Annotated in this window: 16 protein-coding genes and 1 pseudogene; 16 read left to right on the top strand and 1 reads right to left on the bottom strand. The window is 75.9% G+C overall.

The window, feature by feature from the left end; translation table 11 throughout:
• The first annotated feature begins 5 nt into the window (after positions 1 to 5).
• Positions 6 to 461 carry a phage tail protein gene (locus tag ACFYXK_RS25455; RefSeq protein ID WP_383510151.1) on the top strand — a complete coding sequence of 152 codons (456 nt, stop codon included), beginning with the start codon at positions 6 to 8 and terminating at the stop codon, positions 459 to 461.
• Between the two features lie 29 nt (positions 462 to 490).
• On the opposite strand, the pseudogene ACFYXK_RS25450 reads toward ACFYXK_RS25455, so the two are convergent.
• A pseudogene (locus ACFYXK_RS25450) lies at positions 491 to 1,730 on the bottom strand (RNA-guided endonuclease InsQ/TnpB family protein).
• A 158-nt stretch (positions 1,731 to 1,888) separates the two neighbouring features.
• Between ACFYXK_RS25450 and ACFYXK_RS25445 the strand changes: the two are divergent.
• Genes ACFYXK_RS25445 through ACFYXK_RS25375 form a run of 15 tightly spaced genes read left to right on the top strand, consistent with a single transcriptional unit; the run spans position 1,889 to position 23,624 of the window.
• On the top strand, positions 1,889 to 3,907 hold the full coding sequence (locus ACFYXK_RS25445; RefSeq protein WP_389413179.1) for a hypothetical protein: 2,019 nt from the start codon (positions 1,889 to 1,891) through the stop codon (positions 3,905 to 3,907).
• Between the two features lie 7 nt (positions 3,908 to 3,914).
• The gene (locus ACFYXK_RS25440; protein ID WP_389413178.1) at positions 3,915 to 4,493 is read left to right on the top strand and encodes a phage tail protein; all 579 of its coding nucleotides are present in this window, start codon (positions 3,915 to 3,917) and stop codon (positions 4,491 to 4,493) included.
• Positions 4,490 to 5,854, top strand: coding sequence for a hypothetical protein (locus ACFYXK_RS25435; protein ID WP_389413177.1), 1,365 nt, complete (start codon positions 4,490 to 4,492; stop codon positions 5,852 to 5,854). The genes ACFYXK_RS25440 and ACFYXK_RS25435 overlap by 4 nt, the downstream gene beginning before the upstream one ends.
• Entirely contained in the window at positions 5,851 to 6,030 is a 180-nt protein-coding gene (locus tag ACFYXK_RS25430; protein WP_389413176.1) for a hypothetical protein, read from the top strand. The genes ACFYXK_RS25435 and ACFYXK_RS25430 overlap by 4 nt, the downstream gene beginning before the upstream one ends.
• Complete coding sequence (locus ACFYXK_RS25425) at positions 6,023 to 7,108, top strand: phage late control D family protein (protein ID WP_389413175.1); 1,086 nt, start codon at positions 6,023 to 6,025, stop codon at positions 7,106 to 7,108. The genes ACFYXK_RS25430 and ACFYXK_RS25425 overlap by 8 nt, the downstream gene beginning before the upstream one ends.
• Positions 7,108 to 7,773, top strand: coding sequence for a phage baseplate assembly protein V (locus ACFYXK_RS25420; protein WP_389413174.1), 666 nt, complete (start codon positions 7,108 to 7,110; stop codon positions 7,771 to 7,773). Before ACFYXK_RS25425 ends, ACFYXK_RS25420 begins: the two co-directional genes overlap by 1 nt.
• Complete coding sequence (locus tag ACFYXK_RS25415) at positions 7,770 to 9,335, top strand: hypothetical protein (protein ID WP_389413173.1); 1,566 nt, start codon at positions 7,770 to 7,772, stop codon at positions 9,333 to 9,335. Before ACFYXK_RS25420 ends, ACFYXK_RS25415 begins: the two co-directional genes overlap by 4 nt.
• Position 9,336: 1 nt before the next feature.
• Positions 9,337 to 12,096, top strand: a complete 2,760-nt coding sequence (locus tag ACFYXK_RS25410) for a hypothetical protein (protein ID WP_389413172.1) — start codon at positions 9,337 to 9,339, stop codon at positions 12,094 to 12,096.
• A gap of 50 nt (positions 12,097 to 12,146) precedes the next feature.
• Positions 12,147 to 12,596 carry a GPW/gp25 family protein gene (locus tag ACFYXK_RS25405; RefSeq protein ID WP_389413171.1) on the top strand — a complete coding sequence of 150 codons (450 nt, stop codon included), beginning with the start codon at positions 12,147 to 12,149 and terminating at the stop codon, positions 12,594 to 12,596.
• An 18-nt stretch (positions 12,597 to 12,614) separates the two neighbouring features.
• Positions 12,615 to 14,789 carry a putative baseplate assembly protein gene (locus ACFYXK_RS25400; RefSeq protein ID WP_389413170.1) on the top strand — a complete coding sequence of 725 codons (2,175 nt, stop codon included), beginning with the start codon at positions 12,615 to 12,617 and terminating at the stop codon, positions 14,787 to 14,789.
• Positions 14,789 to 16,942, top strand: coding sequence for a phage tail protein (locus tag ACFYXK_RS25395; protein ID WP_389413169.1), 2,154 nt, complete (start codon positions 14,789 to 14,791; stop codon positions 16,940 to 16,942). The genes ACFYXK_RS25400 and ACFYXK_RS25395 overlap by 1 nt, the downstream gene beginning before the upstream one ends.
• A complete protein-coding gene (locus ACFYXK_RS25390) occupies positions 16,939 to 18,588 on the top strand; it encodes a hypothetical protein (protein WP_389413168.1) in 1,650 nt (549 codons plus the stop codon). Before ACFYXK_RS25395 ends, ACFYXK_RS25390 begins: the two co-directional genes overlap by 4 nt.
• Positions 18,581 to 20,713 carry an ATP-binding protein gene (locus tag ACFYXK_RS25385; protein WP_389413167.1) on the top strand — a complete coding sequence of 711 codons (2,133 nt, stop codon included), beginning with the start codon at positions 18,581 to 18,583 and terminating at the stop codon, positions 20,711 to 20,713. Before ACFYXK_RS25390 ends, ACFYXK_RS25385 begins: the two co-directional genes overlap by 8 nt.
• Entirely contained in the window at positions 20,710 to 22,182 is a 1,473-nt protein-coding gene (locus ACFYXK_RS25380; RefSeq protein WP_389413166.1) for a hypothetical protein, read from the top strand. Before ACFYXK_RS25385 ends, ACFYXK_RS25380 begins: the two co-directional genes overlap by 4 nt.
• A complete protein-coding gene (locus ACFYXK_RS25375) occupies positions 22,179 to 23,624 on the top strand; it encodes a hypothetical protein (protein ID WP_389413165.1) in 1,446 nt (481 codons plus the stop codon). Before ACFYXK_RS25380 ends, ACFYXK_RS25375 begins: the two co-directional genes overlap by 4 nt.
• The last annotated feature ends 70 nt before the right edge of the window (positions 23,625 to 23,694 follow it).

Here is a 23,694-nt window from a genome sequence, read left to right as displayed (position 1 = left end):
CCCCCATGGCCACGCGCAACAACCCCTACGGAGCCTTCAACTTCCTCGTCAAACTCGGCGACACCGGAGGCGAGGACCAGATCGCCGGCGGCTTCTCCGACTTCAGCGGAGCCGGCAACGAGGTGAAGTACTCCGAGTACCGCAACGGCAACGACCCCGAGAACCACGTCCGCAAGATCGCCAACACCAATACGACGAACGACGTCACCCTCAAGCGCGGGATCATCGGCGACCTGCGCCTCTTCAACTGGATCAAGGCCACCCGGGAGGGCGCGTACGACGCCCGCACCGTCACCGTCACCCTGCACGACGAGGGACGCCAGCCGGTCTGCGCCTGGGTGCTGCGCGCCGCCCAGCCCAAGAAGTGGGTCGGCCCCACCCTCACGGGCAAGGGCGGCGGAGAGGTCGCGATGGAGGAGCTCCACCTCGTCGCCGAACGCATCGACTTCCAGTCGCTTTGAAACCTCCCCGCCCTGAGGGGCGGGGATTCCTAGCTCGCTTTGCCCGGCCCCTGGCAGGGGGCGGGTTTTACAAGGTCAGCACCAGCCGGGTTGAGACCAGCCCGGACGTGGGGGCACCTCCCAGCGGTAGCTGGGGGACATGACGCGGGCGGAGTTCTTGTCCCTGGGGGACGAGACTCCGCATGCGGTGCACGTGTACGTCCTTTCGGAAAGGGGGAGTGCGTGCTTGGTTCTCGCTCCGCACTGTGCGCAGTCCATGGTGGTATGCGCGGGGTGCACAAGGTGCAGCATCCGGCCGTGCTTGCGCGCCTGCTCGATCAGCGCCGTCTTCGTGGCGCCGATCGCGGCGTCGGCCGCCTTGCGGGCCATGGAGGACTTCGTGAGGAAGCGCGGCCGGAAGTCCTCCACGGCAAGGTGGTCGAAGTCCCGGACGATCGCCTTGGCCCACTTTCGGGCGGTGTCCTGCCGCTGACGGGCGATCTTCTTCGACACCTTGGCCGCAGCCTTCCGGGCCTTGCGGTACCCGGCAGTGTCGGGCCGGTTCTTGGGCGTCGCGCGGCGGGCCGTCATCCGCTGGTAGCGGGCCAGCTTCGAGGCCGCCGTCTTCCCGTGCTCGGCGTGCGGGAGGTCGTGGGCGTCGGAGGTGGTGGTCGCGGTCTCCTTCACGCCCCAGTCCACACCGACCACCGCTCCTGTCTCCGGCAGCGGTTGCGTCTGGGCCGTCACGACGAACGACGCGTACCAGTGCCCGAGGCTGTCGCGGTACACACGCACACTGGTGGGGTCGGACGGCAGGTCACGCGACCACACGACCGTCAGTACGATCCCGCCCGCCAGATGCAGACGACCGTGCTTGATCGAGAACCCGCGCCGCGTGTAGTTCAGCGACGGCGCGGCCTCCCGCTTCCGCTTGATCCGGGGCATCCCGGCCCGCTGCCGCATCGGCAGCTTCGACTTGATGTCCTTCACTGCCTTGGCACGGGACTTCGCGAAGTCCCGGATGGTCTGCTGCTGCGGTACCGAAGCCCCCTCACGCAGCCAGGCCACCGACCGGCGGGCCTCGGTCAACATCCTGTCGAGCTGCGCCGGACCGCACGTGACCTTCCCTTTCGCGCCCTTGTTGAGCGCGTGGACCTTGCGGGACATCGCCACGCACTCGTTCCACACCCACCGGCACCGCGCCCACTCGGCTTCGAGCCGGGTCAGCGCGGTCGACGAGATGCGCAGCCGGTACGTGTAACGGGCGCGCCCGGTCACGTCATCGGCCAGCGGTGGCGTCGCCGTGATCGCAACATAACAGCCCCCACTGACAACGGAAGAGAGAGCAGGTCAGAGCGGACATGCAGAGCAGTCCGCAGCTTCGCGGCTCCGCTCGAAGGGGCCATTTCGCCCCGACCTGAAGGCCGGGACGTCCCAGGAGGAAACAGGTGAGCCCCGCCGGATTCGCCGGACTGCGTCTCGGGGCGCCCGGGGTGTACCGCGGCGCGCGGCCGCCCGCGGCCTCGCTGCGGCCGGTGCGCCTGGACATCGCCGGGTTCGTCGGCGTGGCACCCCGCGGGCCCGTCGACGAGCCCGTCGCCGTCGACCGCTGGACCGACTACCAGCGGTACTTCGGCGGCTTCGAGGGGCCCGGGCTGCTGCCCTACGCGGTACGGGCCTTCTTCGCCCAGGGCGGTGCACGGGCCCATGTCCTGCGGGTGGCGCCGCTGCCGCGAGCCCCGCATCCCGCGGCCGAGGAGGCCTGCGCCCTGCACCGGATCACCCTGGCCCGCGCGGACGCCCCCGGCGCCGACCCCGGCAGCGGGGCGCCCTGCGAGATCGGGCTGCGCGCCCGGAACGAGGGGGGCTGGGGCGGGCGGCTGTCGGTGCGCTGGGAGTTCACGGGCGCCGGGCAGTTCGAGGCCGCCGTGACGGGCCGGGACCTGGCGCTGCCCGAGGGGCGCACCCCGCCGGCCGGCTCCGTGCTGCGTGTCCGGGGCGCCGGGCTGCCGCCCGCGGGGAGCTTCTTCCGCATCCTCGAACTGGCCGAGCGCCAGGACGCCTCCGGGCGGCGCAGCCGGATCGCGGTCCTGGACCGGCCGCCGGGCGGCGGCAGCGGCAGCGGCGGTGGCGCCCGGCCGCCGACCGTCGAGGCCGAGCCCGTCACCGCCACCGTCACCGTGGCCGACGGCGACCCCGCCCACCCCCGCCAGGAGCGGTTCGCGGGGCTCGGCCTGGGCCCCGCACACCCCCGGTACGCCGCCTCCGTCCTGGCCGCCGAATCCCTGCTGGTCGCCCCCGACGGGCCGTGGCCCCCGGGGCTGCTCCCGCCGGACGCCTTCCTCGGCTCCGTCTCCTCCCGGCCCGTCCGCCCGGGCGCCGACCGCTACGAGGGCATCGGCGCCGACAGCTTCCACGGGCCGGGCCCGGTGGAACTGCTGCCCGTCGGCGGCGCCGAGAGCGTCGAGGACCCCGGATCCGCCGGGGCCGCCGGCATGGACCGGATGGCACTGGTTCCCGAGGTCGCGCTGCTCTGCGTACCCGATCTGCTCTGGCAGTACGGCGAGGTCCTGCCCACCACCGAGACCCCGCCGCGGGACGTCGGCGCCCGCTTCGCGCCCTGCCCGCCGGCGCTCGCGCCCATGACCCTGCACCCGGCCCGGCCGCGCGCCCTGCACCTGGACAGCGCCGCCCAGCTGCCCGAGATCCTGCGCCGCCAGCAGCGGCTCGTCGCCCTGGCGGAGCGCCAACGGCGGTTCGTCGCCCTCCTCGACGTGCCGCCGGGACTCCCCGTCCGGGCCGTCGCCCGCTGGCGGGCCGCCTTCGACAGCTCGTACGCCGCCGCCTACCACCCCTGGCTCGGGGTCGTCGCGCCCGAGGACCCCCAGGGCGCGGCCGTGCACGTCCCGCCCTCCGGGTTCGCCGCCGGCATCATCGCCGAGCGCGAGCGGAGCCTCGCACTGCCCTGGGGCCCGGCCAACGCCCTGGCCGCCGGCGCCGTGACCGCGGTGCAGCGGCTCGGCGACGCCGACTGCGACGAACTGCACCTGCTCGGCATCGACGTGTTCCGCGCCGAACGCGACGGCCACCGGCTCGCCTCGGCCCGCACCCTCTCCCGGGACCCCGACTACGTGCAGCTCAGCGTGCGCCGGCTGATGACCATGCTGCGGCTCGTCCTGGACCGGCAGGCGCAGGGGCTGGCCTTCGAACCGCACACCCCGCAGCTGCGCGAGGAACTGCGCGGAGCCGCCGTCCGGCTGCTGCGCGGGCTGTACCGCAGCGGCGCGTTCGTGGGCGACAGCGAGGACGAGGCCTTCTTCGTACGCTGCGACGAGCGCCTCAACCCCGCCTGGTCGCAGGGGCTCGGACGGCTGGTGGCCGAGATCGGCGTGGCTCCCGCGCACCCCCTGGAATACCTCGTCCTGCGGATCGCGCAGGACGCCGACGGCGCCGTGGCGGTGACATGAGGTGAGCGTGCCCGAGCTCGTGCAGACCTTCAGATTCCGGGTGCGGCTCACGCGTACCGCCACGCCCGGCCGGACAGCCGAGCCCCCTCCCGTCATCCCGCGGCCGCCGTCCGAGGCCGGCGCGCCCGGCCCCGCGGCGGTCGGCGCCGGCGCGGCGGACCGGGCTCCCGACCGGCTCGGCGACGGCGGGTTCCAGGAGTGCGCCGGGCTGGCCCTGGAGGCCGACGTCCGCGAGTACCTGCAGGGCGGCGCGAACGACGAAGTGGTGCGCCGGGTGGGACGGGTCAGGCTCCAGCCGCTCGTCCTCAAACGGGGCATGCTCGTCGCCGCCGACGGGGGGAGCGCCGACACGTGCCTGTGGGACTGGCTGCACGGCATGGTCGCCGGCGGCGCCCCCGTGCCCCGGTACGACGGCGACGTGGAGGTGCTCGACCCCGCGGGCGGGCGCGTGGTCGCGCACTGGACGTTCGTCCGCGGACTGCCGCTGAAGATCACCGGACCGACGCTCAACGCCCGTACGGGGGAGATCGCCGTGGAGGAACTGCACATCGCCCACGAGGGCCTGCGCCTGGAGCGGACCCCGTGACGGCCCTGGTCCACGCCACCCTGCAGCGGCTCACGGTGACCGCCCAGCCGGGAAAGGACCAGCCGCCCCTGGTCAAGGAGGCCGAGGGCAGCCGGCCCCTCCCCGTGCAGTTCAACCCGGCCACCCTGCGGATCAGCCGCAACAACAACGTCGACCGGGGCGGGGCGACCACGCGGAGCCAGAAGGTCCAGCATCCCGCCCAGGAGGGCTCGACCCTCACCTTCGACCTCGAATTCGACACCGCCGAACAGCGCGGCGGCGGTCAGTACGTCGACGTACGCCGCTGGACCGCCCTGGTACGGCAGTTCGTCGAACCCCCGGCGAAGGCCTCCGACCCGCCGCCCGCCGTCCGCTTCGTCTGGGGCACGCTCCGCTACAACGGCATCGTCACGCAGGTCAACGAGGAGCTCGACCACTTCGCGCCCGACGGGACCCCGCTGCGGGCCAAGGTCGCGGTGACCATCGTCGAGCAGAACTTCGCGTACCAGGCGCACGCCGAGGGGCCCGCCACCCGCGACGCCCGGACCGCCACCGAGGCCGGCGACCAGCGGACCGGAGCCGCGCCCGGTACCGCCGGCACGAACCGGCCCCGGCAGGTCGTCCAGGCCCAGGACGGGGAGTCCGCCCAGCAGCTGCTGTCCCGGCTGGGGCTCGACCCGGCGGCCTGGCGCGGTGCGATGAGCGGGCTCGACAGCCCGCTGGCCCTGGTGGCGGGGGCCTCCGTCCAGCTCGGCGCGGAGGTCTCCGCGGGGTTCGCGGCCGCGGCCGGGATCAGCCTTTCGGCGGGCTTCGCCGGGGACGCCGCGCCGACCTCCGTCGGGGGCCTGGCCGCGGCGCTGGGCACCACCGGCGCCGGGCCCCGGGCGGATCCGGCGCTGGCCGGCTTCGTCCTCAGCGCCGGGGGCGGGATCGCCGCGTCGGCGGACATCGTGGCGGGCGCCGCAGCCGACTCGGCCACCGAGCGGGCCCGGCAGAGCTTCGAGGTCCCGCCCGCGGCAGCGGACCCGCCGGGGGGCACGGCCCCGGCCCGCCCGCCCGTACGCGAACCGGCCCGGCCCGCAGGACCGGCCGGGTACGCCCCGCCGCCGGCCCCCGACCGGCGCTCCCTCGGCTACGGCCGGGGCATACCGCTGCGGGCCCGCGCCGATCCCGCGACCCTCGCCGAGGTCCGGGCCGGCGGCGGCCGCAGCCTCGCCGACCGGGCCCGGCGCGAGGAGATCCTGCCGCCCGACCCCGCCGCCGCCCCCTGGGAGCGGCTGCCGCCCGCCGCACCCGGCCGGGCCGCCGCCGACTGCGAGCAACGCGGCCGTGACGCGGGCCCGACCACCCTGAGGTGGACACCGCGAGGAGGCCCGCCATGAGCGTGTACATCGGAGAGCTGCACACCGACGTCGTGCCCACGGGCGGCGCCGCCCCGCCGGCCGCCGGCCAGGACCGGGCCGGCGGGAAGTGGGCCGCCGCCGAGCACCACCGGGAGGCCTGCGAACGGGCCGCCTGGCTCGCCGCCCGCACTGCGGCGGAGGGCTTCGATGACTGAGCCGGCGATCGCGGTCGTCTCGCCCGTCTTCGAAGTGGGTGGCTCCCTGGTCAGGGACCTCGCGCGGGACTGCGTACGCCTGGAGGTCGCCGAGGGCGTCGAGGGACTGCGCACCCTACGCGCGCACTTCCTCGCCGTCGGCGCCGGGGCCAAGGGTCCCCAGGACCGGCTGCGGCACCTCGACGGGTCCACCGTCGACCTCGGCAGTGGCCTCAAGGTCGCCCTCGGCCCGCCCTCCCGCCAGCGGTACGTCTTCGAGGGCGTCGTCTCCGGCCTGGAACTCGTCCTCGGCGACGGCGAACCGCCCCTGGTCCTCGTCCACGCCGAGGACGCGCTGATGCGGCTGCGGATGACCCGCCGGATGCGCACGTACCACGACACCACCGACGCGGGAATCGCCGAGGAAGTGGCGCGCGAGCACGGGCTCGGCGCCGACGCGGACGTCCCCGGGCCCCGCTACGACGTCGTACAGCAGCTCAACCAGAGCGACCTGGCCTTCCTGCGCGAACGGGCCCGGCTCGTCCAGGCCGAGCTGTGGGCCGGCGGCCGCACCCTGCACTTCCGCCCCCGCGGCAGCCGCGGCACGACCCCGCAGACCCTCGTCTACGGCGGCGAGCTGATGTCGGTCCGGCTCGCCGCCGACCTGGCCCACCAGCGCAGCGAGGTCGTCGTCACCGGCTACGACGCCGACCGGCGCGAGGTCGTCGACGAGCGCGCCGGCCCCGAGGTCGTCGAGGCGGAGACGGCCGGCGGCCGTACCGGGGCCGGACTCCTGGCCCGGGCGCTGGGGCCCGGCGCCAGCCTGCGCGTGCGCGAGGCCGCCCTGACCGCCGAGGAGGCCGGGAGCTGGGCCCGCGCCGAAATGCTGCGCCGCGGCCGCCGGTTCGTGACCGTCGCGGGCATCACCAACGGCAGCCCCGATCTCGTCGTCGGCGGCAGGCTCACCCTGCGCTCGGTCGGCGCGCCGTTCGAGGGGGAGGGGTACCACGTCACCCGCATCCGGCACACCTTCGACGCGGACCACGGCTTCCGCACCCGCTTCGACGCCGAACGCTCCAGCCTGAACGAGGTGGTGTGATGTCCCTGCCCGCTCCCGCGGACGGTTCCGCCCCCGGATACTTCGGCGTCTACCCGGCGTTCGTCACCGACATCGTGGACGACAAGCGGCTCGGCCGGGTCGAGGTCCGCTTCCCCTGGCTCGGCAGGGACGGGGACCGGGACGTACGCGCCTGGGCCACCCTCTGCTCCCCGTACGCCGACGACGAGCAGGGCCTGCTGGTGCTGCCCGAGGTGGGCAGCCAGGTCGTCGTCGCCTTCGAGGCGGGCAATCCGCGCCGCCCGTACGTGCTCGGCGCGGCCTGGAACGGCCGCACCGCCCTGCCGCACGAGCCGCAGGACGCCAACAACCTGCGCGCCCTGCGGTCGAGGGCGGACAGCCGGCTGGAGTTCGACGACACCCGGGGCGCGGCCAAGGTGAGGATCACCATGGCCTCCGGCCACGAGGTGACCCTCGACGACGCCGCCCAGCAGGTGACGATCCGGCACAGCGGCGGCTGCGTCGTGCGGCTGACGCCGACGGCCGTGGAGGTCCAGGCGAACGTCTCCGTCGACGTCAAGGCGCCCGTGGTCGCGGTCAACGCCCCGCTGTCCACCTTCAGCGGCCTGGTGAAGTGCGGAACGCTGGTCACCGAGCAAGTGGTGATCTCCCCGGCCTACACCCCCGGCGCCGGGAACATCTGGTGAGCGCCGCAGCCGCAGGAGCAGCTGCCGCCGCCGACGGGCACGGCTTCAAGGTCCTCGCCCCCTGGTACACCTGCGAGCGCGGGCGCTTCGACCGCTTCGACCCGTCGGCACACGCCCCGGCGCTCCAGAAGTACGCCTCGGCCGAGTTCGTCCGGGCGCTGGTGGCGGATCCGCGCGACTCGCTGCAGTTCGACCCCGACGAGGACGTCTGGTCGTACCCGGTACCCGTCGACCTCGCCGACCGCGGCCCGGGACGGGCCCGCTTCGCCACCCACCGGCTGGTGCGCACCCGGCTGCGCAAGCTCTACCAGCCCAGCCACGAGCGGTTCTACGCCGTCGTCGTCGAGCTCTTCTGCGACCGGCCCGGGCTGCCGCGGCCGCAGTCCGCGGAGGGCCTCGAGGTGGGTTTCGTGATGCGCCGGCGCCACGTGGACATGTGCGCCCCGCCGAAGGTGCTGCGCACGCTCTCCCGCAGGCTGACGTCGGACCTGCTCGCGGCCGGGGACCAGGCCGGCGCGGACGCGGGCCCGTACCTGTCGGAGACCCGGGACGTGCTGTGGGCCGACCTGGCGCACCGTACGGCCTTCGAGGAGGAGAACCGCGAACTCCTGGGCCGGGTCGACCTGAAGAAGGAGACCCAGGCGTGGATGGCCGGAGCCGCGGGAGGGCAGTGGCGCACGCTCGGCGAGCCGCCGCCGGCGGGCCGGCCCGAGGACCGGGAGCAGGAGCTGCCGATGTGGCGGCTGCCCGCGCGCTCGGGTGACTGCGGGCACGGAGCGCCGCCGGAGCGGTCGCTGTGGTTCGGGGTGGTGCCGACCGCCTCCGCCGACCACGACGACGGGGGCGCCCCGAAGCTCGACGGCCGCTCCGTCTACGAACTGCGCTGCTTCGTACGGCGCACCCCGCGGGCGGGGCACGAGCACTGCCCGCCGCAGATCTCCTGGAGCAAGCCCACCGAGCCCTTCCGGCTGGCCCCGTTCTTCGACCCCGAGGGCACCAAGAACCGGAAGATCTCCATCACCATGCCCGACTTCCGGGCGGTGGCCGCCCGGGCCGCCGCGCCGCCCGGCCCCGGCGGGGTCGCGATCACCAGCCCGCCCGGCTCGCAGATGTCCTTCGATCCGGGCGGGGGCACGCCGAGCGGCGGTTCGGTGGCCGGTGCCGTCCCGCGGACCTGCACGTTCGCCCTCGAGATCTTCATGATCGTGGCGTTCTTCCTGTTCAGCATGTTCCTGCCGATCGTGGTGTTCCTCTTCCAGCTGTGGTGGCTGCTCGCCCTGCGCTTCTGCCTGCCGCCCTCGCTGGATGCGGCCGCCGCGCTGAAGGCCTTCTTCGACGGCAGCAAGACCCTGGCCGACATGGGACGGGCGGAGACGGACGCCTTCGACGAACTCCTCGGCGCCAAGGGCGCGGGCGCCCGCCTCAGGGACGCGAGCGGCTCCTTCGCCCAGGACGACCTGGACGACCTGGTGGACCTGGTCACACCGCCCGCCACCGCCCCGGTCCCGGCGGCGCCGCGGCCGGAGCCGCCGGTCGACGACCCGCTGTGCGAGGGGGGATGAGATGGCCGCCCCGGCCCCCGCGGCCCGGGAACCGGCCCGCGCTCCCGTCCCCGCCGCACCCGTACCGGCCGCCCCCGTACCGGCCCCCGCGGGCCCCGCGCCCGCCACCGCGCCGGGCAGGCTCGCCGACGAGCTGTCCCGCGTGGTCGTCGCGCCCGAGGTCCCCAGGGAGGAACTGGCCCTGCAGGGCGGGGCGGCGCTCGCCGTGCCCGCCCCGGTCGAGGAGTACCTGGCGCGCAAGGGGGCCGGGGGCGGGCCCGTACGGGTCCGCCTCGGCCAGGTCGCGGCCGGGACCCTCCACCTCCGCAAGACCGATCAGGGGATCGTCACCGGACCCGGGAGCGGCTTCCAGGCGGTCCCGCTGCTGCACCCGCTGCTGCTGCCGCTGCGCACCCGGGGCATCGAGCCGGTGCTCGCCCTGCGCGTGCGCGACGGAGTGCTGGAGGGGCACGCCTCCGCGAAGGTGAAGGGCGTTCTGCTCGACGGTGCGCGGGGCCTGTTCGACACCCTCCAGGACTCCGCCGGGGCGCTGGGCTGGCACGGCGTGGGCGGTCTGCGCCTGGCGGGCGTGGAGAACGAACTGCGGGGCGCGACGCTCGTGGTGAAGGCCGGCGGCATGTCCTTCACGCTGGGCGGCTTCCTCAGCGCCTCCGGGAGCCTCGGACTCGCGAACGAACTGGTCACCTTCGACGCCGTCGCGAAGGGCACGGTGGCCGGGCTCGGGTCGGTGGAGGTGCCGGTGCTGCGCGGGCCGGACGGGACACTGTCCGGGAAGGCGATCGTGGACGTGGCGCTGCGCGGGTTCACCGGGCAGGTGACGGCCGCCTTCGCGGCGGGGACCGTCGACGTACGCGGAACCGTGCGCTACGCCAACGACAGGTTCGAGGGCCAGGTGACGCTGCTGGCGACCGACGCCAAGGCGGCGAAGGAGCTGACGGACAGCCAACTCCCCGAGCAGGTCACCTCCGCGAAGGCGGTGACCGGGGAGGCGGCCGGTGCGGACGCGGCGCCCGCCACGGCGGAGCCGGCGGGCCCGCGGCCCGGCCCCCGGGTGGTGGCCGGCTGGGGAACGGTCCACGTCCGGCTGGCGGACTGGCTGCGCGGCGAGGCGCTGGTGGTCGTCGACCACCACGGCGACGTCACGGTCGTGGGCAGGATCCTGCCGAAGATGGACAAGCCGCTCTTCGAACCGAAGGACTCCACCAAGCAGCTCGCCAGGTTCGAGGTCCGCGCGGCCTACGGCATCCCGCTGGTCGGCAACGTCTTCCTGTTCGCCAACATCGGCCTCGAAGCGGTCGCGCAGATCGGCCCCGCGACGCTCGACCGGATGGAGCTGACCGGCACCTGGTCGACCAAGCCCGAGGTGCTCAAGAGCTTCGGCCTGACCGGCACCCTCAACGTCCCCGCCTACGCGGGCCTGCGGCTCAAGGCCGAGGGCGGCGCGGGCGTCCAGCTCGTGGGCCACGACATCAAGGCGGGCATCGCCCTCAGCGCGCTCGCCGGGATCCGCGGCTACGTCGAGGCCACGCCGGTGATCGGCTACCGGGAGGTCGCCGATCCGAAGGCGGGCAAGCACGGGGAGTTCTTCCTGGCCGGGCACATGGAGATCGCGGCCCAGCCCTTCCTGGCGCTCGGCGGCGAGCTCTTCGTCGAACTGGACAGCCCCTGGTGGTCCCCGGCGCCGGACCAGCGCTGGAACTGGCCGCTGGGCCGGCTGGAATATCCGCTTCCGGGGGAGTTCGGCATCGGGGCGGACGTCGAGCACGTCCTGGGATCGGGGAAGGTCCCCGAGATCACCTTCGGCGAGGTGAACTTCGATCCGGACAAGTTCCTGACGGACCTGGTCGGCGACCACGTCCCGGCCAAGTCGGCCAAGGACGAACAGAAGAAGGGCGCCTGGAAGGACCCCGCCGCCGGCCCCGCGGTCCCCGCGAAGGCCCCGGCCAAGGCTCCCGCGAAGGCCCCTGCGAAAGCCCCCGCCAAGGCGGCCCCCGCACCCGCCGCTGCCCCGGGCAAGCCGGCCAAGGGCGCCGCCGCAGTGCCGTCACAGGAGAAGGGGGAACGCTGGCTGGCCGGTCTCCAGGCGCTGGGCGCCCTTGCCGAGCGCTCGCACAAGGACCCGTACGACGAGACCGAGCTGCGGGACGCGCTGGCCGGGATCAGGAAGAAGCACGGCTTCACCGTCCTCGAAGCCGAGTTGGAGGCGGACAAGTGGCAGATCACGGCCGGGATGAGTCCCGAGACGAAGGCCGCGAAGGTCGACGCCGCGCCGAAGAAGGCCCCGAAGGAACCGGGTGAGGAGGGCGTCGACCGGCGCGTGCAGAGCAAGAGCCATCCGCTGTACAAGTCGGACTACCTGGCCGCGTTCGAGGGAGGCCTGCACAAGGACTTGCGGAACAAACTGACGAAGAGGAACTTCGCGGGCACGGAGATCAACCACATTCCGCCGTACGGCGTCTACTCCAAGATCAGCGACCTCGCGTTCGGCGACGGACCGGCGATCCAGATGGACAAGATGGACCACCGGGGGCTGAAGGACCGCTGGGGCGAGTGGACCGACCATCCGCGCGTCCTGAGCACCGGCTCCTGGGACGAGTCCAAGGAGCACCGGGCGGACCAGCTGCGCCTGATGAAGCGCAAGAAGTTCAACGCGGCCGTGGAGAAGGACATCGACGACATCGCGTCGAAGTTCGGCAAGAAGTACGACGGGGCCGTCGAGCAGTTGAAGTCCAAACTCCGCGACAGGGGCTGGTGGAAGTGACCGCCGCAGGCGAGACGCCCCGGTGACGGTCCCTGCGGACCATGGACGCCATGGCAGCATCTGACGCCCTGACATCCGCCCCCGGCGGCCGCGGCCCGGGAGCCCTGTCCGCCGGCGAGGCCCGGCTCGGGACCGGGCTGCGGTTCCCGTTCCGGCCCGGAAACGGAGGCGGAGGCGGGCTCGGGTGGGTCGCGGGAGCCGCCGCGGTCCGGCAGTCCGTCGAGACGATCCTGGACACCGAGCCCGGGGAGCGCATCATGCGCCCCACCTTCGGCTGCGGACTGCGCCGCCACCTCATGGCCCCCAACACCCCCGCCACCCGCACCGCGATCGCCGCCGAGATCGCCGAGGCGCTCACCGCCTGGGAGCCCCGGATCCGGGTCACCGAGGTCGCCGTGACCCCGGGGGAGGAGCCGACCCTGGTGTGGATCGACATCGCCTACGTACACCTGCTCGACCTGCGCCCGGCCAACCTCGTCTACCCCTTCTACCTGCGGTAGAGGCCGGGTGACGACGGTATGCCGCTGATCGGCCCCATCCTCGACGACCGCACCTTCGAACAGCTCCGGGACGAGCTGGTCAAACGGATCCCGGTCTACGCGCCCGAATGGACCGACCACAACACGGGCGATCCCGGCATCGCCCTGCTCGAACTCTTCGCGCACCTCGGCGAGTCACTGCTCTTCCGCTTCAACCAGATCCCCGACGCCACGAAGGTCGCCTTCCTGCGGCTGCTCGGCGTCCGGCCGCGCCCCGCGCTCACCGCACGCACCCTCCTCGTCCTGGAGACCGAACGCCCCGAGGGCGTGCAGGTGCTGCGCGGCGCCGAGGCCCGGGCCGGCGCGGTCGCGTTCGAGACCGACAACGAGGTCGTCGCCTGGCCCCTGGAGACCCTCGCCGTCGGCAAGACGCCCGCCCCCGAGGCCCCCGGCTCCGCCGAGAGCCGGCGCCGGCAGAACGCGGTCGAGGCCCTGCCGAAGGACGAGCGCAAGCGGGTCGCCTCCGGGGCTCCCGTCTCCTTCTACGTCACCACCGCCGTCCCCGCCGACCCGCTGGACCCCGACCAGCAGCCCCTCGACGTCAGCACCACCCTCGACCGGTCCCTGTGGATCGCCCTGCTCGCCAAGAACACCACCGACCCCCGCCTGCTCGCCGGCCGGACCCTCTTCGTCGGCGTGGTCCCCGACGAGCAGCTCCCGCGCCCCTACGACCTGCGCGCCCGCGACCCGCACGACCCCACCCGGCTGCGGGCCGGCGACCTCGTGAGCGCCCCGCCCGGCTTCCTCTGGGAGCTGTGGAACGGCCCCGAGGCCCGCACCGCCTTCACCCCCCTCGCCGTGCTCGGCGACACCAGCCGCGGGCTCACCACCACCGGCGTGGTCTCCGTCGCGCTGCCCGCCGGCTTCCCCGCACATCCCCGGGGCCGCACCGGCAGCGGCGGCCTGCACAGCCCGCCGCCCCTCGACGACGAGAAGACCGCCGCCCGGGTCCTGGGCTGGCTGCGCGTGCGCCGGCCCGCCGACGAGAACGACGCCATCCACCGCATCCGCTGGGTCGGCGTCAACGCCGTCGGCGCCGTCCAGGCCCGCACCGCCGCACCCGAACTCCTCGGCACCGGCACCGCCGACGCCGGCCAGGTACTGCGCCTGACCCGGCACCCCGTCCTCGCGGGCAGCGTCCGGCTGGAGGTCGAGGAGCCCGACGGCTGGCAGCCCTGGACCGAGGTCGAGGACTTCGCCGCCGACGGACCCTTCGACCGGCACTACACCCTCGACGCCGACGCCGGACTCGTCCGCTTCGGCACCCGCTGCCGGCTGCCCCAGATCGGCGAACGCATCCGCGTCCTCGCCTACCGTTACGGCGGCGGCTCCGCCGGCAACGTCCCGGCGGGCGCGATCGGCGCACTCACCGGCGTCTCCGGCGTCAAGGTCACCAACCCGCTCCCCGCGTACGGCGGCGCCGACGCGGCCTCCCTCGCCGACGCCCTCGACGCCCTGCCCGCCGAAGTGCACCGGCGCGACCGGGCCGTCACCTCCGACGACTTCCGCTCCCTCGCCCTCGAAGTCCCCGGAGTGCGGCGCGCCGAGACCCTGCCCCTGCTGCACCCCGACACGCCCACCCAGCCCGCCGCCGGCGTCGTCAGCGTGCTCGTCTTCCCCACCGAGGACCTGCGCGACCCCGGCGCCCCGCTGCCCGACCTCGCCCTGCTGCGCCAGGTGGCCGCGTACCTCGCCCCCCGGCGCCTGGTCACCACCGAGCTGTACGTCATCCCGCCCACCTACGTGGACATCGCCGTCTCCGTGGGCATCCGGACCCGGGACGGCTACCAGCCCGACGCGGTGCGCCGCTGGGCCGAGCTGATCCTGCGCCAGTACCTCGCCCCGCTGCCGCCGTACGGGCCCGAGGGCGCGGGCTGGCCGCTGGGCCGGGCCGTGCGGCGCGCCGAACTCGAGGCCGTCGCCGTCCAGGTGGAGGGCCTGGAGTACCTCGAGGACGAACTGCTGCTGGCCCGGCGCGCCGCCGGCGGATGGACCCCGCTGCCGCTCGTCCCGCTGAACCCGTGGGAGGTGCCGCGGCTCGCCGAGATCACCGTCGTCACCGGCAGCCCGCTGCCCGTCGGCGCCGGCTACGGCTCCCCGCCACCGCCCCCCGGCGACCCGGTCGTCGTACCGCTGCCCCCGGAGGTGTGCTGATGTACGGCGACCGCGCGATCGGCGTCCTGGCCGACCCCGACCAATGGCTGCGCTGCCGCCACGAGTCCACCGCCCTCCTCGACGAGGGCGGGGTCTGCCTCGCCTGGGAACCCGAGCCGGAGGCGGGGCCGGACCCCGCTGCGGCCGGCCACGGACCCGCCGGGCTCGCCTTCGACCGCTGGGGCCGCGCCTACCGCTCGTACCCGCGCGCCGGACGCGTGGAGGTCGTCCCGCCCGGTGGCGGCGGCGAGGGCGCACCCCACCACCGGCCGGGCACCCTGTGCGTCCCGCGCGGCCTCGCCGTGGACGCCGCCCAGCGGCTGTTCGTCGCCGAGTCCGGCGCCGGCGCCGTCCACGTCGTCGACCTGTGGGGCGAGCGGCTGCTGCGCCGGGTCCCCGTCCGCAGTGCGGACCGGCCGCACCGCCGGCCCCTCGACGTCACCGCCCACTGCGGGGCGGTGGCCGTGCTCGTCACCCGGCCCGCCGGAATCCTGCTGCTCCGGGGCCGCCGCGGCCCGCTGCGCGGGCCCGTGCTGCGCCGCCCGCCCGGCACCGACGGCCTGCGCCCCACCCGGATCGCCGACCACGCCGGGCACCTCCACGTCCTGTGGACCGGGGCGGCCGGCGGGCGCGCCGTCGTCGCCCGCGCCGACGCCACCAGGCCGCTGGTCGTGGACGACGCCACCGACCTCGATCTGACCGCCGACGGGGCACTGGTCGTGGCCCGGGCGCCCGGGCAGCCGTTCCGGCGCTTCCGCTACGCCCCGGCAGCCCAGGCCGCGGACTGGGCCGAGATCGAACCCCTGCGCGCCCCCGGCTACGACGGCGGCGCCATGACCGTCGACCCCGACGGCCGCGTCTCCTTCACCACCGCCGACGGCCTCGCCCGTACCGCCGGGCCCGCCGCCCGGTACACGCCCGCCGGGAGCGTCATCGGCTACCGCCTCGACGCCGGGGAGTACCGCACCCGCTGGGGCCGGCTGTTCCTCGACGCCTGCATCCCGCCCGGCACCGAGGTCCGCGTGAGCTTCCTGACCACGGACGAGGACACCGTCCCCGACCCGCTGCCCTGGTCGCCGCCCGTCCGCGGCCCCCGCTCCGTGCGCCATGGCGAGCACACCCCGCCGCTGCCGCCCCGCGCCCTCTACGCCGACCGGCTGCCGCCCTCCGCATCCCTGTTCCGGCGTCCGACCGGCCGCGAACTGCCCTGGGCGCAGATCGACCCCGAGGACGGGTTCGAGACGTACGAGGCCCCCGTGCAGGCCCCGCCCGGCCGCTACCTGTGGATCGTGCTCCGGCTCGCCGGCACCCTGCGCGTGAGCCCCCGCATCCGGGGCCTGCGCGTGGAGCGGCCCGGACACCGGCTGCCCGCGGCGCTCCCCGGGGCCTGGAGCCGGGACGAGGCCGACGCCGCGTTCCTGCAGCGCTTCCTCGCCCCCGCCGAAGGCCTGCTGCACGAACTGGACTCCCGCGCCGCCCTGCGCACCCTCCTGCTCGACCCCCGGGCCACCCCGCAGGAGGCCCTCGGCTGGCTGGCCGGACTGCTCGGCCTGGCCCTGGACCGGCGCTGGCCGGTGGCCGCCCGCCGCGAGCTGATCGCCCAGGCGTACGACCTGTTCCGCATCCGGGGCACCGCGGCCTGCCTCGAACGCATCCTGCGGCTCTACCTCCCGCTGCCCATCAGCGTGGTGGAGCACTGGCGGCTGCGCGGACTCGGCGGAGCGGTGCTCGGCGCCGGACCCGGCGGGGCCCCCGCACCGGCCGTCGGCGGCGCGGCGGGCACCTCCGGCGCGCTGGGCCGGTTCACCGTCGGCGGCACCCGGCCCGGAGAGGACGGCTACACCGCCACCGCCCACCGGTTCAGCGTGCTCATCCCCGCCGATCCGAGCGCCGGGCAACTCGACGTGGTCCGCGCCATCGTGGAGGCCAACAAACCGGCCCACACCCGCGTGGACATCTGCCCGCTCGGCGCGGGCATGCGGATCGGCCGCACCCTGCACCTCGGACTCACCTCCGTCGTCGGCCCGGGCGCGGCCTGGGGGCCCGCGGTCGTCGGCCGGGTACGGGTCGGCGAGGACGGCATCGTGGGCGTGCCCGCCGCCGGCTCCCGCGTCGGCGAGAGCACCATCGCCGGGGCGGTGCGCGTCGGATGAGCGGCCCCACCGTGGTCATCGACCGGCTGTCGGCGACCCTGCGCCACGACCCCGCCGAGCCGCCGCCCGCCGCGGACCGGCTGCGCGGACCGCTGGGCCACGCCGTCGGCGGCGCCCTGGAGGCGGCCCTGCGCGCCCTGGTCCTGCCGCCCGGGCACTGGTGCCTGGCCCGGCTCGACCTGACCCTGGGCCTCGACCTGGCCCGCCCCGATCCGGCGCTCGCGCGCGACTGGTCCGAGGCGGTCGCCGCCGCGATCGAACGGACCGTGCGCGAGGGCCGCGCCGCTGCGCCGGGCGCTCTGGTGCACTACCGGCACGACGTGGAACTGCTCGCCGACGCGGTCGCCGGCCTTGCCGCCGGGCGCCGCGAACGGCTGTGGGCCTGGCGGCAGACCGGCATCCTCCGCCCCGGCGACCCCGCCCCGGACGCGGCGCCCGGCCCGGTGCTGCTCGCCGCCCTGGAACGCCGTCCGCAGCACGCCGCGGCCGCCGTGCTCCGCGCAGCCGGGGACTGCGGGCTCGCCGCGCTGGACCGGGCCTGGGGGCAGGGCGGCTGGCAGTGCCTGGCCGCCCTCGTCTCCGGCCGGGACGCTGCCGCCGAGGAGGCCGCCGGACCGGCGCCCGACCCCGGTACCCGCGCGCTCGCCCGGGCCCTGCTCGCCGGATCGCGGCTGGCCTCGCTGGTCCGCGAGAGCCGGCTGCGCCCCGCCGGACCGACCCTGGCCGCATGGGCCGTTCTGGTCCTCGCCGAAACCGACCCGGCATCGCTGCGCCGGACCTCCGCCCGCCCCGGGCTGCGCCGGCTGCTGGCGGACGGCCTGCGGACCGCGGGCGGCGCCCCCGCGCCGCCCGGTCTCGAACAGGCCGCGCAACCGCGGGAGGTGCGGGACACCGGCGCCGCCGAGCCCGCCGACTCCGGTGGGCGGGCCCCGGCGCCCGCCGACCACCCCGAGGCACCGCCCGGCCGGGACGCGCCGCCGCAGCAGCCCCCTGGCGCGATCCCGCCCCGCGCCGATGCGTCCGGGGCCGGTCCCGCCCCGGACGCCCCCGCGGCCGCTGACCCCGGTGCGCGCGACCCCGCAGGGGCGCCCGGGCAGGACGGCCGGCCGGCCGAGGAGCCGGCCGCCGGTTCGGCGGGCGGCGCGGCCACCGGCTGGGCCGGGCTGCCGTTCCTGCTCGCCACGGCGGCCGAGACCGGACTCCCGGACCGCGCCCTCGACGAACCGGCCCTCGCCGCACGGCCGTTGCCCTGGGTGCTGCACGCCGCCGCCCGCGCCCTCGCCCCCGGCATCGCGCCCGGTGACCCGGCGGCCCTCGCCCTCGCCGGGCTCGGCCCCGACCGCGCCGGCGCCCTCCTGCGCGCCGCCGCGGCGACCCCGCCCGAGCAGGACGCCGTGAGCGCGCTCGCCGCCGACTGGGCCCGGGCCACCGCCGCCCGCCTCGGCGACGAGCGGTACGCGGACGACCCGTTCGGCGCCGTCGCCGCCGTCGCCCGCCGCCCCGGCCGGATCACCGCCGAGACCGGCTGGATCGAGGTGCACCTCGCCTTCGCCGACACCGACCTGGCGGTCCGCCGCGCCGGGCTGGACCTCGACCCGGGCTGGGTGGGCTGGCTCGGCGCGGTGGTGAGGTACCGCTATGTCTGAGCGCATCAGCCGCGACCTCTCCCGGCGGGCCGCCGCCGTCGCCGTCCGGGTGGCCGAGCTGCTCGAGACCCTGTGCAGCGAGGAGGCCGGCGGCGGATCCGCCGCGTTCCTGCGCGACTGGGCCGAGAGCGCCGCGCACCGTGCCGCAGCCGCCCCCGGCACGCGACCTCCCGCCTTCACCCCGCTCGACCGGCTCGTGCACCGGTTCGGACTCGGCTCCCTGGAGACCGAGCTCGTGCTGTTCGCCGGACTCCCCGACGAACACGAGGGCCTGGCCCGGACGTTCCGCACGATGAACCCCGGCGGCGCCCCGCACCCCAGCGTGGGCCTCGCGGGCCTGCTGATCGACTGCGCGGCCCGCACCGGAGCCGGGGGCGGCGCACCAGGGCACGCTCCGGACCGGGTCGCCCTGCGCCGGCTGCTCCACGAAGGCCCGGCCGTACGGGCGGGCGTGCTCGCCCTCACCGGCGACGGCCCCTTCCACGAACGCTCCCTGACCCTCGCGGACGGGCTGTGGGAGGCCCTGCACGGCTATCCCGCCCGGCCCGCAGCGCTGGAGGAGGCCGACCCCGGCCCGCCGGTCGCCGGACTCGACGGCTGGCTCGAACTCCCCGAAAGCGTGCGGGCCGTCGCCGCGCTGCGCTCGCGCGAGCCCCGCATCCTGCTGGTCTGCGCCCGGGACGAGACCGTCGCCCTCAGCCGCTGCGCGGCCCTCGCCCGCGCCGCCGGACTCGGCCTGCTCGCCGCCCGGACCCGCCCCGAAGACCCCGGCGCCATGGGGCTGCTGGGCCTGCACGCCGCCGTACGGGACGCCGTGCCGCTGCTGGTGGTGCCGGCCCCCGGCGCCGGGGCGGGCCCGGTCACCCCCGCCGTCGGCCGGATCCCCGGCCCGCTGCTCGTCTGCGCGGCGCCGGGCACCGTACGCCCCGGGCCGCAGCGGCCCGTACTCACCGTGCCGGTCGGGCCGATCGGCACGTCGGACCGGCGTACCGCCTGGCGGGCGGCGCTGCCCGAAGCGCCGCAGCACGCCCCGGAACTGGCGGCGCGCCACCCCCTCGACCCGGCGCTCACCGCGCAGGTGGCCCTCGACGTGCACGGCCGCGCCGGGCTGGCCCCCGACGCGGAGGAGGAGGGGGCCGGCCCGGACGTCTCCGGAGCCATCCGGGCCCGCGCCGGGGCGCTGCTGCCCTCGGGCGTCGACCTGGTCAGCCCGGACGCCCGCTGGCCGCGGCTCGTCCTCGGCGGGGAGGCCGACGACCAGCTGCGCGACGCGGTGGCGCGGCTGCGCCACCAGGCGCTGGTCCTGGACGACTGGAGGCTGCGGGAGGCCGCCCGGGCCGCCCGCGGCGTACGGCTGCTGCTCACCGGGCCGCCCGGGACCGGGAAGTCGCTGGCCGCCGAGGTACTGGCGACCGAGGCGGGCCGGGACCTGCTGGTGGTGGACGGGTCCGAGCTGGTCTCGAAGTACATCGGCGAGACGGAGAAGAACCTCGCCGCCTGCTTCGAAGTGGCCGAGCGCACGCAGGCGGTGTTCCTCCTCGACGAGGCCGACGCCCTGTTCGCCACCCGTACGGAGGTCTCCGAGGCCAACGACCGGTTCGCGAACATGGAGACGGCCTACCTGCTCCAGCGGCTCGACCGGTTCGACGGGCTGGCCGTGCTGACGACCAACCTGCGGCAGAACATCGACGCCGCGTTCATCCGCCGGATGGACTTCGTCGTGGAGTTCCCGCTCCCCGACGAGGCGGGCCGGCACCGGATGTGGGAGCTGCACCTGCCCCGCGCCCTGCTGCACGCCGACGTGGACCTGGCGGGGCTCGCGCAGTACTACCCGGTGCCCGGCGGCTGGATCCGCAACGCCGCGATCGGCGCGGCCTTCCGGGCGGCGGACGACGGGGGAGCGGTCCGCCAGGGCCACCTCGTCGACGCGATGCGGCGCGAGTACGGGAAGGCGGGCCGCCCCTTCCCCGGGGAACCGGCCCGGCCGGGCGGCGCCGCGGCGGACCGGCGGGCCGCGCGGGCCCTCGACTCGGCCCCCGGCTCCGCGCTCGACCCGGCCGCCGGCTCCCCGTCCCCCTCCGCCCCCTTGGTGATCGACAGGCGTACCCAGAAGGAGAGCTCATGACGGCGCTCGGCTCCGGCAGCACCCCGTGCGGCTGTGGCGGCGGGTCCGCCCCGGACCTGCCCACCGACCCCGGGCACGGGGGCGGGCCGTGCGGTCCCGGCCCCTGCGGCGGGGACGAGCTGCCCGTCAATCCGTTCCTCGCGCTGCGCGTGGCCTTCGGGATGCTGCTCGGCGAGGACGACTTCCGCGTCCTGATGGGCAATCCGCGCGGCAAACTCATGCTGCACAACGCCTGGCTGCACGGCCCCGGCGTCGTCCGGGGGCTCGGCGTCGCCCGCGACGGCGACGAGCTCAGGGTGCTGCCCGGGCTGGCCGTCGACGGGCTCGGCCGCGAACTCGCCCTGGAAGCGGCCTGGTGCGTGTCCCTGACCGCATGGGCGCGGGACTGGATCGAAGCGCACCCGCTGCAGGAGGGCCCGCAGACGGCAGCCTCGCCCGTGGCCGAGCCCGCAGCCGGGGACGCAGAACCCGACCCTCCCCGGCGGCGCACCGTCGAGGCCTGGATCCTCGCGGAGTTCGCGTCCTGCCAGGACCGGCCGGTACCCGCCCTCGCCGACCCGTGCGACGTCACGCGCCGGCACGACGACTTCTCCCGGATCGTGGAGACCGCGCGGATCACCATCGGTTCCACCGCCCCGGCGCCCTGGCGCCCGTACCACCGCGTACGGGTCCTCCTCGGCCTCGACGAGGCCGCCCCGGGGGACACCGCCGGCCAGGAGGCGCTGCGGGAGGCCGCCGAGGTGGCCCGGGTCCCGGCGCACCTGCGGGCGCCGGCCCTGCTCGCCGCGTTCCGCCGGCTGGCCGCCGCGGACGCCACCGCACTGGAGCCGGAGCGGGAGGAGGGCGACGTGTGCCCGCCGTGGGCGCCGGTGACGGAGGACCACGCCCCCGTCGTCCTCGCCCGCCTCACCGTCGAACTCACCGAGTACGACGGGTGCGTACGCGTGGAGGAGGTGCGGGCCGACCAGTCCGTCCGCACCGCGATCCTGCCCACCACCACCGTCCAGGAGCTGGTGTGCGGCCTGGCGCCCGGGATCATCGGCGCCGCCGCCGAGGCGGACGCCGGAGGCCCGCGCCTGATCCGCGGCTCCCTCGCCTGGAGCCGTGAGCACACCGTGCTGAGCTTCGAGGTCACCGCCCCGCTCGCGCCGGGATCCGCCGAACCGGAGGGCATCGAGATCACCTCGCTCTCCGACGCAGGCCGGGGCTGGGCGACCGACGAGGTCGCCGGGATCCGGGTGTCGGCCGACGGCCGCCGGGTCAAGGTGGACCTCGACCAGCGGCCCGCGTACGAGACGGTCCGCATCCGCGTCCGCGGCACCGGGCCCAAGCCGCTGTACGGCGAGCACCCGCGCGCGCCCTTCGCGGGCCTGGAAGGCGGCCCTCCGGGCACCGCCGACGAGGGGAACGACGCCGTCGTCACCGTCCATCTGCCGCGCCAGGCGGCCCCCGGGAGGACCGAGGAATGACGATCAGCGAAGGCACCGCCGCACCGGCCCCGCCCGCCGACCCGCCCACGGGGCCGCCCGCCACCCCGTCCGCGACCGCCGACGGCGGGATCGACCGGCTCAACCCGTTCGACGGGCTGTTCCTGCGCGCCGAACACCTCGACCGCATGCAGGGCTACGCCCGCGAACTCGCCCTGGCCGTCGGCGCGGCGGGCGGACCCGGCGTGGTCGAGGGCTACGAGGTCAGCGTGCAGGACGGCACCCTGCGCGTCGGCGGCGGCCTCGCCGTCTCCCCGGAGGGGCGCCCGCTGCGCTCGCAGCGCCTCGTCACGATCCCGCTCACGGGCCTGAAGCCCGGGCCCGACGGGTTCTGGTGGGTCGAAGTGGCGCCCGACTCCCGGCCCTACGGCGATGCCCCGGTACAGGGCAGCTACTGCGACGACCCGTGCGCGGGTACGGGCACCACCCGGCGCCCGTACGTCTCGGAAGGCGTGCGGATCCGGCTGACGGAGGGCGCCGAGCGGGGACTGGACAACCAACTGCCCGCCTCCCGGCGCAACTTCCTCGCCTCGCGGATCTTCGCAGCCGAACGCACGGAGCACTCCCCGTGGCCGTACGGGTCCCGCAGCGCCCACCTGCCGCCCTCCTGGACCCCGCCGTCGGCGAGTCCCGGACAGCCCAAGGCCGTCCGGCTCGCGGTGCTCCTGCGCGACCCCGGCCGGCCCGACGGGTGGGAGGCCGACATCTGGGCGGCCCGCCGCGACCGGGCCGCGGCCCCGCCGTACCGGTACTGGCAGGCACGGCTCGGCATGCGGCCCTGGGACGCGTACACGGCCCAGATCCTCCAGTTCCAGGACCAGTTGGCGCAGGTGCTGGGAGCCGCGGAGGCGCCCTCGGCGGATCTGGGGCCGCTGCTGGAACAGCTGGCCCTCATCGGCGAACAGCAGTTCCTCAAGAGCCACACCAAGGACCAGCTCGGCCGGGAGGTCGCGCGGCTCATCACGGGCATCGGCGAGGGCGCCCTGATCAGGCCGGCGGCCGCGGGCCCCGGCCCGTACACCCTGGAGCAGCTGGGCATCGCGGAACTGCCGCCCGCCGGGTACCTGCCGTTCACGCCCGAGCCGGAGCAGCGCGCCGCCCTCGGCGGGATCCGGACGCTCCTGGGGCAGCAGGTGGACCTGAGGTACTGCTCGTGCGCGCTCGCCGATGTCGCCCGGGCCGTGGAGGAGGCGCAGCACCGGGACCGCATCCGGCTGGCCGAGCCCGTCGGGGTGGACATCCTGCTGCCCGTCGACGACCGGCAGGCGCCGGTCGGCAACTGGGTCGCGTTCGTCAGGCGGGAGCAGCGCCACTGCTACGAGCCCGGGGACGGCAGCGACCGGCTGTACGCGCAGCGGGAGGAGAGCGCAGAGAGCGCAGAGAGCGGAGAGAGCGGAGAGAGCGGGGAGACGGATGAAAAATAGCACTCGGTGACTGATCGGTGACGGTGCGCGCATAGCATATGCGGTCGGACTTCTATGCAGGAGGACCGCC

The sequence above is a fragment of the Streptomyces sp. NPDC002209 genome (assembly GCF_042890265.1).
In the GTDB taxonomy this organism is placed as follows: domain Bacteria; phylum Actinomycetota; class Actinomycetes; order Streptomycetales; family Streptomycetaceae; genus Streptomyces.
Note: the sequence above shows the minus strand (reverse complement) of the source record. Positions and strands in the feature narration are given on the sequence as shown.

Excerpts from the sequence above, each read along its gene's own strand:
- ACFYXK_RS25420 (WP_389413174.1), top strand. The coding sequence starts at position 7,108 with ATGTCCCTGCCCGCTCCCGCGGACGGTTCCGCCCCCGGATACTTCGGC.
- ACFYXK_RS25400 (WP_389413170.1), top strand. The coding sequence starts at position 12,615 with ATGCCGCTGATCGGCCCCATCCTCGACGACCGCACCTTCGAACAGCTC.
- ACFYXK_RS25405 (WP_389413171.1), top strand. The coding sequence starts at position 12,147 with ATGGCAGCATCTGACGCCCTGACATCCGCCCCCGGCGGCCGCGGCCCG.
- ACFYXK_RS25455 (WP_383510151.1), top strand. The coding sequence starts at position 6 with ATGGCCACGCGCAACAACCCCTACGGAGCCTTCAACTTCCTCGTCAAA.
- ACFYXK_RS25380 (WP_389413166.1), top strand. The coding sequence starts at position 20,710 with ATGACGGCGCTCGGCTCCGGCAGCACCCCGTGCGGCTGTGGCGGCGGG.
- ACFYXK_RS25425 (WP_389413175.1), top strand. The coding sequence starts at position 6,023 with ATGACTGAGCCGGCGATCGCGGTCGTCTCGCCCGTCTTCGAAGTGGGT.
- ACFYXK_RS25395 (WP_389413169.1), top strand. The coding sequence starts at position 14,789 with ATGTACGGCGACCGCGCGATCGGCGTCCTGGCCGACCCCGACCAATGG.
- ACFYXK_RS25390 (WP_389413168.1), top strand. The coding sequence starts at position 16,939 with ATGAGCGGCCCCACCGTGGTCATCGACCGGCTGTCGGCGACCCTGCGC.
- ACFYXK_RS25410 (WP_389413172.1), top strand. The coding sequence starts at position 9,337 with ATGGCCGCCCCGGCCCCCGCGGCCCGGGAACCGGCCCGCGCTCCCGTC.
- ACFYXK_RS25375 (WP_389413165.1), top strand. The coding sequence starts at position 22,179 with ATGACGATCAGCGAAGGCACCGCCGCACCGGCCCCGCCCGCCGACCCG.
- ACFYXK_RS25430 (WP_389413176.1), top strand. The coding sequence starts at position 5,851 with ATGAGCGTGTACATCGGAGAGCTGCACACCGACGTCGTGCCCACGGGC.
- ACFYXK_RS25385 (WP_389413167.1), top strand. The coding sequence starts at position 18,581 with ATGTCTGAGCGCATCAGCCGCGACCTCTCCCGGCGGGCCGCCGCCGTC.